Origin of the sequence: Streptomyces sp. NPDC058000, assembly GCF_042886435.1 — a bacterium.
Taxonomy (GTDB): domain Bacteria; phylum Actinomycetota; class Actinomycetes; order Streptomycetales; family Streptomycetaceae; genus Streptomyces.
Window position 1 is genome coordinate 25353 of record NZ_JBHVQS010000057.1, and the last position, 11322, is coordinate 36674.

11 protein-coding genes are annotated in these 11322 nt (G+C 69.9%); all 11 read left to right on the top strand.

Going from position 1 to position 11322, the window contains the following annotated elements; translation table 11 throughout:
* Window position 1 precedes the first annotated feature (1 nt).
* The 11 genes from mraY (at window position 2) to ACFVT2_RS35070 (ending at window position 11219) form a co-directional block, all read left to right on the top strand.
* Window positions 2–1066 carry a phospho-N-acetylmuramoyl-pentapeptide-transferase gene (gene mraY, locus ACFVT2_RS35020; RefSeq protein ID WP_390024649.1) on the top strand — a complete coding sequence of 355 codons (1065 nt, stop codon included), beginning with the start codon at window positions 2–4 and terminating at the stop codon, window positions 1064–1066.
* Window positions 1063–2526: a UDP-N-acetylmuramoyl-L-alanine--D-glutamate ligase gene (gene murD / locus ACFVT2_RS35025; RefSeq protein ID WP_390024651.1), complete on the top strand. Its 1464-nt coding sequence runs from the start codon at window positions 1063–1065 to the stop codon at window positions 2524–2526. Before mraY ends, murD begins: the two co-directional genes overlap by 4 nt.
* Before the next feature lie 59 nt (window positions 2527–2585).
* Window positions 2586–3938 (top strand): putative lipid II flippase FtsW, encoded by a 1353-nt coding sequence (ftsW, locus tag ACFVT2_RS35030; protein WP_390024653.1) that lies wholly within the window; start codon window positions 2586–2588, stop codon window positions 3936–3938.
* Window positions 3939–3944: 6 nt separating this feature from the next.
* Entirely contained in the window at window positions 3945–5036 is a 1092-nt protein-coding gene (murG, locus tag ACFVT2_RS35035) for an undecaprenyldiphospho-muramoylpentapeptide beta-N-acetylglucosaminyltransferase (protein WP_390024655.1), read from the top strand.
* Between the two features lie 22 nt (window positions 5037–5058).
* Window positions 5059–5874, top strand: coding sequence for a cell division protein FtsQ/DivIB (locus tag ACFVT2_RS35040; RefSeq protein WP_390024657.1), 816 nt, complete (start codon window positions 5059–5061; stop codon window positions 5872–5874).
* A 281-nt stretch (window positions 5875–6155) separates the two neighbouring features.
* Complete coding sequence (gene ftsZ / locus ACFVT2_RS35045) at window positions 6156–7397, top strand: cell division protein FtsZ (RefSeq protein WP_390024658.1); 1242 nt, start codon at window positions 6156–6158, stop codon at window positions 7395–7397.
* A 14-nt stretch (window positions 7398–7411) separates the two neighbouring features.
* Window positions 7412–8164 (top strand): peptidoglycan editing factor PgeF, encoded by a 753-nt coding sequence (gene pgeF / locus ACFVT2_RS35050; RefSeq protein WP_390024660.1) that lies wholly within the window; start codon window positions 7412–7414, stop codon window positions 8162–8164.
* Window positions 8128–8895, top strand: coding sequence for a YggS family pyridoxal phosphate-dependent enzyme (locus tag ACFVT2_RS35055; protein WP_390024661.1), 768 nt, complete (start codon window positions 8128–8130; stop codon window positions 8893–8895). Before pgeF ends, ACFVT2_RS35055 begins: the two co-directional genes overlap by 37 nt.
* A 124-nt stretch (window positions 8896–9019) precedes the next feature.
* Window positions 9020–9640 carry a cell division protein SepF gene (locus ACFVT2_RS35060; protein WP_016575127.1) on the top strand — a complete coding sequence of 207 codons (621 nt, stop codon included), beginning with the start codon at window positions 9020–9022 and terminating at the stop codon, window positions 9638–9640.
* A gap of 66 nt (window positions 9641–9706) precedes the next feature.
* Window positions 9707–10000, top strand: a complete 294-nt coding sequence (locus tag ACFVT2_RS35065; protein ID WP_189298284.1) for a YggT family protein — start codon at window positions 9707–9709, stop codon at window positions 9998–10000.
* A 49-nt stretch (window positions 10001–10049) separates the two neighbouring features.
* On the top strand, window positions 10050–11219 hold the full coding sequence (locus ACFVT2_RS35070) for a DivIVA domain-containing protein (protein WP_390024663.1): 1170 nt from the start codon (window positions 10050–10052) through the stop codon (window positions 11217–11219).
* Window positions 11220–11322: the final 103 nt, after the last annotated feature.

Sequence of the window (11322 nt, forward strand, 5' to 3'; positions counted from 1 at the left end):
CATGAAGCAGATCCTCTTCTCCGGGATGATCGGGCTCTTCCTGACCCTGATCGGCACCCCGCTGCTGATCAAACTGCTGGCCAAGAAGGGCTACGGGCAGTTCATCCGCGATGACGGCCCGCGCTCCCACGGCAGCAAGAAGGGCACGCCCACCATGGGCGGCATCTCCTTCATCCTCGCCACGATCATCGCCTACGCCCTGACGAAGGTGATCACCTCCAGCGACCCGACCTTCTCGGGCGTCCTGGTGCTCTTCCTCTTCGCGGGCATGGGCCTGGTCGGCTTCCTCGACGACTACATCAAGATCGTCAAGCAGCGGTCGCTGGGCCTGCGGGCCAAGGCGAAGATGGCCGGCCAGCTGATCGTCGGCATCGCCTTCGCGGTGCTCTCGCTCCAGTTCGCCGACCTGCGGGGCGCGACCCCGGCCTCCGACCGGCTCTCCTTCACCCAGGACTTCGGCTGGCAGATCGGCCCGGTGCTCTTCGTCCTCTGGGCGCTGTTCATGATCCTGGCGATGTCCAACGGCGTGAACCTCACCGACGGCCTCGACGGCCTGGCCACCGGCGCCTCGGTGATGGTCTTCGGCGCGTACACCTTCATCGGCATCTGGCAGTACCAGGAGTCCTGCGCCAACCAGATCACCGCCGGACCCGGCTGCTACGAAGTGCGCGATCCGCTCGACCTGGCCGTGGTGGCCTCCGCCCTGATGGGTGCCTGCTTCGGCTTCCTGTGGTGGAACACCTCGCCCGCCAAGATCTTCATGGGCGACACCGGCTCGCTGGCGCTCGGTGGTGCGCTCGCCGGCCTCGCGATCTGCTCCCGCACGGAGATGCTGCTGGCCGTCCTGGGCGGTCTGTTCGTCCTGATCACCATGTCCGTGGTCATCCAGGTCGGCTCGTTCCGGATGACCGGTAAGCGGGTCTTCCGCATGGCGCCACTCCAACACCACTTCGAACTCAAGGGGTGGTCGGAAGTCCTTGTGGTGGTCCGGTTCTGGATCATCCAGGGCATGTGCGTGATCGTCGGTCTGGGCATCTTCTACGGCGGCTGGCAGGCGGCGAAGTGACCGGGTACGACCCACGGGACCCGCAGGATTTCGCCGGCAGGCACATCACCGTTGCCGGCCTCGGCGTGAGCGGCGTCCCCGCCGCCCGCGCCCTGGCCGGCCTCGGCGCCCGGGTCACCGTCGTCAACAGCAGCGACGGCGAACGGGAACGGGCCCAGGCGGCCGAGCTGGCAGAGCTCGGCGCCACGGTTCGGCTGGGCGACGGCGACACCCTCCCCGAGGGCACCGAGCTGATCGTCACCACCCCCGGGTGGAAGCCGACCAGCCCGCTCTTCCTGGCGGCCGAGAAGGCCGGCGTCCCGGTCTGGGGCGACGTCGAACTGGCCTGGCGGCTGCGCGGCCCGGATGCCGCACCCTGGCTGGCGGTCACCGGCACCAACGGCAAGACCACCACCGTCCGGATGCTGGCCTCGATCCTGACCGCGGCCGGTCTGCGCACCGCCGCGGTAGGCAACATCGGCGTCCCGCTGGTCGACGTGGTGCTCGGCGAGGGCCGCGCGGACGGTGCGTCGTACGACGTCCTGGCCGTCGAGCTCTCCAGCTACCAGCTGCACTGGGCCCCGTCGGTGCGGGCACACTCCGCGACCGTTCTCAACCTTGCCCCGGACCACCTGGACTGGCACGGTTCCATGGCCGCGTACGCCGCCGACAAGGGCCGGATCTACGAGGGCAACACCGTCGCCTGCGTCTACAACGTCGCCGACCCGGCCACCGAGGACCTGGTCCGACAGGCCGACGTCGAGGAGGGCTGCCGGGCGATCGGCTTCACCCTCGGCGCCCCCGGCCCCTCCCAGCTGGGCATCGTCGACGGCATCCTCGTCGACCGCGCCTTCGTGGAGAACCGGCAGCGGCAGGCCCAGGAGCTCGCCGAGATCGCGGACATCGCCCCCTCCTCCGGGAAGGCGGCCCCGCACAACATCGCCAACGCGCTGGCCGCCGCGGCGCTGGCCCGCGCCTTCGGCGTCCCGGCCGCCGCGGTCCGCGAGGGACTGCGCACCTTCCACCCGGACGCGCACCGCATCCAGCACGTCGCGGATGTCGCCGGGGTCTCCTACATCGACGACTCCAAGGCCACCAACACCCACGCCGCCGAGGCGTCGTTGGCGGCGTACGAGCACATCGTGTGGATCGCCGGCGGCCTGGCGAAGGGCGCCACCTTCGACGAGCTGGTGCGCACCGCCGCCGGACGGCTGCGTGCAGTGGTCCTCATCGGCGCCGACCGGGCGCTGATCCGCGAAGCGCTCGGGCGACACGCCCCCGATGTCCCGGTTGTCGACCTCGACCGGACCGACACTGGGGCGATGTCCGAGGCGGTCCGAGAAGCGGCCCGGCTGGCCGAGCCCGGCGACACCGTCCTGCTGGCCCCGGCCTGTGCCTCGATGGACATGTTCGTCAATTACAACAAGCGGGGCGAGGCATTCGCCGACGCGGTGGGCGAACTCGCCGCCGCGGGTCACTAGCCTGGTTCTCCCCGCTGCCGTCGTCGCCGGCGGCGAGCGCACCTGTGGAGGGGACGAGGATGACCGCCCGATCGGCGAAGCCGGCGCGGCCGAGCCCGGCGCGTCGGCCCCCCGCGAAGGCGCGCCCGCCGCGGGCCGGCCGGACCCCGACCGGCCCGCGCGGGTTGTACACCCGGGCCAAGCGGGCCTGGGACCGCCCGTTGACGGCCTACTACCTCATCCTCGGCGCCCCTGTGCTGATCATCGTCCTGGGCCTGGTGATGGTCTACTCGGCGTCCCAGATCAAGGCCCTCCAGTCCGGTCTGGCGCCGTCGTACTTCTTCCGCAAACAGTTGCTGGCGGCCGCCATCGGGGGCGGGCTGCTGCTGTTCGCCTCCCGCCTGTCGGTGCGGCGGCACCGGGCGCTGGCGTATCCGCTGCTTGCCGGTTCGGTGTTCCTGCTCGGCATGGTGCAGATCCCGGGGATCGGGGTTTCGGTCAACGGCAACCAGAACTGGCTCAGCCTGGGCGGCCCTTTCCAGGTGCAACCGAGCGAGTTCGGCAAGCTCGCGCTCGTCCTGTGGGCCGCGGACCTGCTCGCCCGCAAAGAGGAGAAGCAGCTACTGACGCAGTGGAAGCAGCTGCTGGTTCCCCTGACGCCGGTGACATTTCTCCTGCTCGGGCTGATCATGCTCGGCGGTGACATGGGCACCACGATCATCCTCACCGCGATCCTCTTCGGCCTGCTGTGGCTGGCCGGCGCCCCGACCCGGCTGTTCGCGGGGGTACTCGGCGCGGCCACGGTGCTCAGCGCGCTGTTGATCAAGACCAGCGCCCACCGGATGTCCCGGCTCGCCTGCATCGGCGCGACCGATCCCGGCCCCGGCGATCAGTGCTGGCAGGCCGTGCACGGCATCTACGCGCTGGCTTCGGGCGGACTCTTCGGTTCCGGGCTCGGGGCGAGTATGGAAAAATGGGGAGAACTCCCGGAACCGCACACCGACTTCATTTTCGCCATCACCGGGGAGGAACTGGGACTGGCGGGGACGCTGTCGGTGCTCGCCCTCTTCGCGGCTCTAGGCTATGCGGGTATCCGCGTGGCCGGACGCACGGAGGATCCCTTCGTACGGTACGCAGCGGGAGGTGTGATCACCTGGATCATGGCCCAGGCCGTGATCAACATCGGTGCGGTGCTCGGTCTGTTGCCGATCGCCGGTGTCCCGCTGCCGCTGTTCTCCTACGGAGGCTCCGCGCTGCTGCCGACGATGTTCGCCGTCGGGCTGCTGATCGCCTTCGCGCGTGACGAGCCCGCCGCACGGGCGGCGTTGACGGCTCGGTTGGCGCGGAAGCCTGGGTCCGGCAGGAAACCGGCTGGGGTGAGATGGAAAACGATGAGACGGCGCGTTAAGAGGCGGCCGTCCGGAGAGCGGTGAATTTCGGTGCATGTCGTACTCGCCGGTGGGGGGACCGCCGGCCACATCGAGCCCGCGCTCGCCCTCGCGGACGCCCTGCGGAGGCAGGACCCGACCGTGGGGATCACGGCACTCGGCACGGAGCGCGGCCTGGAGACCCGACTGGTCCCCGAGCGCGGCTACGAGCTGGGCCTGATCCCGGCCGTCCCGCTGCCCCGCAAGCCCACCCCCGAACTGATCACCGTCCCCGGGCGGCTGCGCGGCACGATCAAGGCCGCCGAGCAGATCCTGGAGCGCACCAAGGCGGACTGCGTCGTCGGCTTCGGTGGCTATGTGGCGCTGCCCGGCTACCTCGCCGCCAAGCGGCTCGGTGTGCCGATCGTCGTCCACGAGGCCAACGCCCGCCCCGGCCTGGCCAACAAGATCGGCTCGCGGTACGCCACGTACGTCGCCGTCAGCACCCCGGACAGCAAGCTGCGCGGCGCCCGCTATGTGGGCATTCCGCTGCGTCGGTCCATCGCCACTCTGGACCGCGCGGCGGTCCGCCCCGAGGCGCGCGCCGCGTTCGGTCTCGACCCCAACCTGCCGACCCTGCTGGTGTCCGGCGGTTCCCAGGGTGCCCGCCGGTTGAACGAGGTCGTCCAGGCGGCTGTTCCGGCGTTCCAGCGCTCCGGCATCCAGGTGCTGCACGCGGTGGGGCCGAAGAACGAACTGCCGCACGTGGAGAACATGCCGGGGATGCCCCCCTATGTCCCGGTACCGTACTTGGACCGGATGGATCTCGCGTACGCCGCGGCCGACATGATGCTCTGCCGCGCGGGCGCGATGACCGTCGCCGAGTTGTCCGCCGTCGGGCTCCCGGCCGCCTTCGTCCCGCTGCCCATCGGCAACGGCGAGCAGCGGCTCAACGCCCAGCCGTTGGTCAACGCCGGCGGCGGCCTGCTGGTCGACGACGCCCAGCTGACCCCGGACTGGGTGCAGAACAGCGTGCTCCCGGTCCTGGGCGATCCGCACCGGTTGTACGAGATGTCCCGCGCGGCCTCGGAGTTCGGCCGTCGGGACGCCGACGAGTTGCTGGTCGGCATGGTCTACGACGCGATCGAGCAGCGCCGCAAGTAGCGGACGAGGGAAGGCGGAGAGCGTGGCCGGACCGACCACCGCCAGGCGCGGAGCGAAGAAGTCACCGTCCGGCCCGCCCTCTTCGCCGCAGTCCGGCGGCGGGCGCTTCCGGTTGCCGGCTCTCCGGCTGCGCCGCCCGGGCCGCCGCGGTGTGATCATCATCGCGGTTCTCGCGGTGCTGCTCGGCGGGTTCGGTGCCTGGGTGCTCTACGGCTCGGGCTGGCTCCGGTTGGAGCAGGTCCGAGCCGGCGGCACCGAGGTGCTCACGCCGGCGGAGGTGGTCGCCGCCGCGGCCGCTCCCTTGAACGCACCGCTCGCCTCCGTGGACACCGACGCGGTACAACGCCGACTGCTCGCCAAACTCCCGCGCCTCAAAAGCGTTGACGTCACTCGGTCATGGCCGCACACCCTCGGTCTGGAAGTGACCGAAAGGAAGCCGGAACTGCTGCTGCAAACGAACGGGAAGTTCGAGGAAGTGGACAATGAGGGCATCCGGTTCGCCACGGTGAGCCGCGCCCCCAAAGGCGTTCCGCTTCTGCGTATGACCGTTTCCGACTCCCCGAGTCTGCACCGTTTCGGAACCGGACGTTTGCTGCGCGCCGCCGTCACCGTCGCCGAGGATCTCCCGGCCGCAGTCCGTAAGGACGTCCGCACCGTCCGGGTGCGCTCCTATGATTCCGTCACCCTCGAACTCGCAGGTGGCCGCACGGTGATGTGGGGCAGCCGCGAACAGGGTGCCGAAAAGGCGAAGGTGCTGGCCGAGCTGCTGAAGGCCGCGCGTGACGCGCGCCACTTCGACATCTCGGTTCCCAGCGCACCTGCGGTGTCCGGGAGTTGACGTACCGCGTCGCAGGCCAGCACCCTGGATGGCTACGACTATGGGTGATCACATAGGGTGAAAAGAAAAACGGGAGGTTCGGCGTGTTCGTTGAACGCGCGCGCCTTGTCGACTTAGTGTCTCGTTCCAAAGGGACCGTGGAACCGGGAACACAGGCACAGTAACCCTAAACTTCAGGGTTAGGGTTCGGGTCGGCAGAGCGGAACATCCCTTCGGCATCAGTCGGCGTCCACACGCAATGTGCGGCGACGACACGTAAATCGAGGCGAGAGGCCTTCGACGTGGCAGCACCGCAGAACTACCTCGCAGTCATCAAGGTCGTCGGCATCGGCGGCGGTGGCGTGAACGCCATCAACCGGATGATCGAGGTCGGGCTCAAGGGCGTCGAGTTCATCGCGATCAACACCGATGCGCAGGCGTTGCTGATGAGCGACGCCGACGTCAAGCTCGACGTCGGCCGCGAGATGACCCGCGGACTCGGCGCCGGCGCCAACCCGGACGTGGGCCGCAAGGCGTCCGAGGACCACCGCGAGGAGATCGAGGAGGTCCTCAAGGGGGCCGACATGGTCTTCGTGACCGCGGGCGAGGGCGGCGGCACCGGCACCGGCGGCGCCCCCGTCGTCGCCAACATCGCGCGCTCGCTGGGCGCCCTGACGATCGGTGTGGTCACCCGGCCGTTCACCTTCGAGGGCCGCCGTCGCGCCAACCAGGCCGAGGACGGCATCGCGCAGCTGCGCGAAGAGGTCGACACCCTCATCGTGATCCCCAATGACCGTCTGCTGTCCATCTCGGACCGCCAGGTGAGCGTGCTCGACGCGTTCAAGTCCGCGGACCAGGTGCTGCTGTCGGGTGTCCAGGGCATCACCGACCTGATCACGACCCCGGGCCTGATCAACCTCGACTTCGCCGACGTCAAGTCCGTGATGTCCGAGGCCGGCTCGGCGCTCATGGGCATCGGCTCGGCGCGCGGCGACGACCGTGCGGTGGCCGCCGCGGAGATGGCGATCTCCTCGCCGCTCCTGGAGGCGTCCATCGACGGCGCCCGCGGTGTGCTGCTCTCTATCTCCGGCGGCTCCGACCTCGGCCTGTTCGAGATCAACGAGGCCGCGCAGCTGGTCAGCGAGGCCGCGCACCCCGAGGCCAACATCATCTTCGGCGCGGTCATCGACGACGCCCTGGGCGACGAGGTCCGGGTCACCGTCATCGCCGCGGGCTTCGACGGCGGTCAGCCGCCGGCCCGCCGCGACGCGCAGCAGGCCGGTATGTCGGCCCCGAAGCGCGAGGAGCCCGTACCGGCGCCGACCCGTCCGACGGTGCCCCCGGTCGAGCCGGCGCGCACGGCACCGTCGTTCGGTGGTCTCGGCGCGGTCCCGCCGATCCGGGACGAGTCCTCGGTGTCGTCCGATTCCTCGTCGCTGGGCGAGGTGTCCAACCCGTCGACCGGCGGTCCTTCGGTTCCCCCGGCCCGTCCGTACTCGGACTCCGCGGCCGAGGAACTGGACGTTCCCGACTTCCTGAAGTGATGTAAAGCACCGACGTGATAGGGCAACAGCACCACGAGAGCGGCGCGCACTTCGCCTTCACCGACAGGTGGGGCGGGGTGAGCGCCGCTCCGTATGAGCAGCTCAATCTGGGCGGCGCGGTGGGCGACGACCCCGCGGCCGTCCGCGCCAACCGCGACCTGGTCGCCCGGGAACTGGGCCTCGACCAGGCCGCGGTGGTCTGGATGAACCAGGTCCACGGCCGGGACGTGGCCGTGGTCGACGGTCCCTGGGGAGAGGGCGACATCCCGTCCGTGGACGCGGTGGTGACCGCCCGTCGCGGACTGGCGCTGGCGGTGCTGACCGCCGACTGCGTCCCGGTCCTGCTCGCCGACCCGGTCGCCGGGATCGCGGGCGTCGCGCACGCCGGCCGCCCGGGCCTGGTCGCCGGGGTCGTTCCGGCGGCCGTCGCCGCCATGACCGCACTGGGCGCGGAGCCGTCCCGGATCCTCGCCCACGTCGGCCCCGCGGTCTGCGGGCGCTGCTACGAGGTGCCCGAGGCGATGCGCGCCGAGGTCGCGGCGGTGGTGCCGGAGGCGTGGGCGACCACCTCCTGGGACACCCCGTCGGTGGACGTCACCGCCGGAGTGCGGGCCCAACTCGCCGCGGCCGGCGTGCAGTTGCGTACGCAATCGCCCATCTGCACTCGGGAGTCGGCGGACCACTACTCGTACCGCCGCGACCGCACGACCGGGCGGCTCGCGGGCTACGTATGGCTCGGGGACGCCCCCGGAGAGGCTGCGCCGTGACCGACGACCGCAGAACGCAACTGGCCGACAACCTGGCGCGGGTGGAGGATCGTATCTCCACCGCCTGTGCCAAGGCCGGCCGAGCACGGGACGAGGTCACGCTGATCGTCGTCACCAAGACCTACCCCGCGAGCGACGTCCGGCTGCTCGCGGAGCTGGGGGTCCGTCAGGTCGCGGAGAATCGCGATCAGGAAGCGGCGCCCAAGGCGGCCGAATGTGCCGATTTGCCGTTGAATTGGCACTTTGTCGGTCAATTGCAGACCAACAAGGTGCGGTCCGTGGCTGGTTACGCCGGGGTCGTCCAGTCGGTCGACCGGCCCCGGCTCGCCACCGCGCTGTCCAAGGAGGCGGTGCGTTCCGGGCGCGAGTTGGGTTGTCTGATCCAGGTGGCGTTTGATGTTGAGTCAGGGCAAAACGGACGGATCGTCGGAGATCGCGGCGGGGTGGCGCCGGAGGGGGTCGCGGAACTCGCCGAGGTGATCGCCGGTTCCCAAGGGCTGCGCCTGGACGGTGTGATGACGGTTGCGCCGCTGGCCGGACCGTACGCCGGACGTCAACGGGCCGCTTTCGAGCGGCTCGTGGAAATCTCATCCGACCTGCGCCTGACCCATCCTGCTGCCACCATGGTGTCGGCAGGTATGAGTGCGGACCTTGAGGACGCCGTGGCGGCCGGGGCGACACATGTACGCATCGGCACCTCGGTACTCGGAGTCCGACCACGGCTCGGGTAACGTCGCCAAGCAAGTCGGACCACAGCACAAAATATGGTCATTCCCGCAGGAAGCGGGGCAGGCCGAGTGGATCCAAGGCCCCCGGTGACGGAGCCGATCCACCACAGAGCGGAGGACGCAGAGAATGGCCGGCGCGATGCGCAAGATGGCGGTCTACCTCGGCCTCGTGGAGGACGATGGGTACGACGGCCGGGGGTTCGACCCCGACGACGAGTTCGAGCCCGAGCTTGACCCGGAGCCTGATCGAGGGCGGCGGCAGCAGCATCAAGTGCAGCCCGAGACACGCCCGGAACGGGAGGAACCGGTCCGCGCCGTGACGCCTCCCGCTCCGCGTGAACCCGCCCCGCTCGCCGCGGAAAGCGGACGACCCGCGCGTATCGCCCCCGTGGCATCCATCACACCCGAACGTCCGAACCTGGAGAAGAACGCACCGGTGATCATGCCCAAAGTTGTGTCCGAGCGGGAGCCCTACCGCATCACCACACTGCACCCCCGGACCTACAACGAAGCCCGTACCATCGGGGAACACTTCCGTGAGGGCACTCCGGTGATCATGAATCTCACGGAGATGGACGACACGGACGCGAAGCGACTTGTCGACTTTGCGGCCGGTCTGGTCTTCGGACTGCACGGGAGCATTGAGCGGGTGACGCAGAAGGTGTTCCTGTTGTCGCCTGCTAACGTCGATGTCACGGCGGAGGACAAGGCCCGTATCGCAGAGGGCGGATTCTTCAACCAGAGCTGAGACGCAACACCGGGCACACCAAGCCCATAAGGTCGGCACAGGAACAAGGGGAGAGGGACGCGCGAGATGAGTGTCGCTGGTCAGGTGATCTATATCGCGCTGTACTGCTTCCTGATCGTGCTGATTTTCCGGCTGGTGATGGACTATGTCTTCCAGTTCGCCCGTTCATGGCAACCCGGCAAGGCGATGGTGGTGATTCTTGAGGCCACCTACACTGTCACCGATCCACCGCTCAAGCTTCTGCGGCGGGTCATCCCGCCGCTGCGTCTCGGGGGCGTGGCGCTCGACCTGTCCTTCTTCGTATTGATGATCATCGTCTACATCCTGATCACCGTCGTGAGGTCGGTGTTGTTGGTGTGAACGATACGGTCTTGCCGATTGCCGACGACTACGTTGAGGTGAAGTAGAGATGCCGTTGACCCCCGAGGACGTGCGGAACAAGCAGTTCACGACCGTCCGCCTCCGAGAAGGCTATGACGAGGACGAGGTCGATGCCTTCCTCGACGAGGTCGAGGGCGAACTGACCCGCCTGCTGCGGGAGAACGAGGACCTGCGCGCCAAGCTGGCCGCCGCCACTCGTGCCGCCGCGCAGAACCAGCAGCAGGGGCTGCGCAAGGGGCCCGACCAGCAGCAGGAGCAGCAGCAGCGGCCGGGGGCTCCGGTGCCCGCCGCCATATCCGGTCCGCAGCCGGTTCCGCCGCAGCAGCAGGGGATGGGTGGCCCGCCCCAACTGCCCGGTGGTGCACCGCAGCTGCCCCCCGGTCCCGGTGGCCACGGTCCGCAGGGTCCGCACGGCCCTGTCCCGCACGGTCCCGGCCCGATGGGTCAGGGCGGCCCGATGGGTCAGGGCGGCCCGATGGGCCAGGGTGGCCCGATGGGCCAGGGCGGCCCCATGGGTGGTCCGCTCGGCGGCCCCGCGCAGCAACTGCCGCAGCCGGCCCAGCAGCAGGGCGGCCCCGGCGGTGACAGCGCGGCGCGCGTGCTGTCGCTGGCGCAGCAGACCGCCGACCAGGCGATCGCGGAGGCCCGTTCCGAGGCCAACAAGATCGTCGGCGAGGCGCGCAGCCGTGCCGAGGGCCTGGAGCGGGACGCCCGCGCCAAGGCCGACGCGCTGGAGCGGGACGCGCAGGAGAAGCACCGCGTGGCGATGGGCTCGCTGGAGTCGGCCCGCGCGACGCTGGAGCGCAAGGTCGAGGACCTGCGGGGCTTCGAGCGCGAGTACCGCACCCGTCTGAAGTCGTACCTGGAGAGCCAGCTGCGTCAGCTGGAGAACCAGGCCGACGACTCGCTGGCCCCGCCGCGGACCCCGGCGGCCGCCTCGCTGCCGCCGTCGCCGTCGATGGCGTCGGCCGGTGCGGGCACCATGGGCGGCAACCACACCATGGGTGGCGGCCAGTCCATGGGCGGCAACCACTCCATGAGCAGCCCGTCCAGCGGTGGTCCGTCCTACGGCGGCCAGCAGCAGATGTCGCCGGCGATGACCCAGCCGATGGCACCGGTGCGGCCGCAGGGTCCGTCGCCGATGCAGCAGACGCCGTCGCCGATGCGCGGTTTCCTCATCGACGAGGACGACAACTGACGGACGGCTGACGCCGGTACGGCGTACAGAGTCGGCAATCAGGGCCGGGCCCCCCGGGACTTACCGCGGGGGCCCGCCCAGGTCGGGGTGGCGGGCGGGGCGG

Bases quoted from the DNA above. Each gene is read 5' to 3' on its own strand.
- ACFVT2_RS35060 (WP_016575127.1), top strand. From the start codon at position 9,020: ATGGCCGGCGCGATGCGCAAGATGGCGGTCTACCTCGGCCTCGTGGAG.
- ACFVT2_RS35070 (WP_390024663.1), top strand. From the start codon at position 10,050: ATGCCGTTGACCCCCGAGGACGTGCGGAACAAGCAGTTCACGACCGTC.
- ACFVT2_RS35055 (WP_390024661.1), top strand. From the start codon at position 8,128: ATGGCTCGGGGACGCCCCCGGAGAGGCTGCGCCGTGACCGACGACCGC.
- ACFVT2_RS35065 (WP_189298284.1), top strand. From the start codon at position 9,707: ATGAGTGTCGCTGGTCAGGTGATCTATATCGCGCTGTACTGCTTCCTG.
- mraY (WP_390024649.1), top strand. From the start codon at position 2: ATGAAGCAGATCCTCTTCTCCGGGATGATCGGGCTCTTCCTGACCCTG.
- ftsW (WP_390024653.1), top strand. From the start codon at position 2,586: ATGACCGCCCGATCGGCGAAGCCGGCGCGGCCGAGCCCGGCGCGTCGG.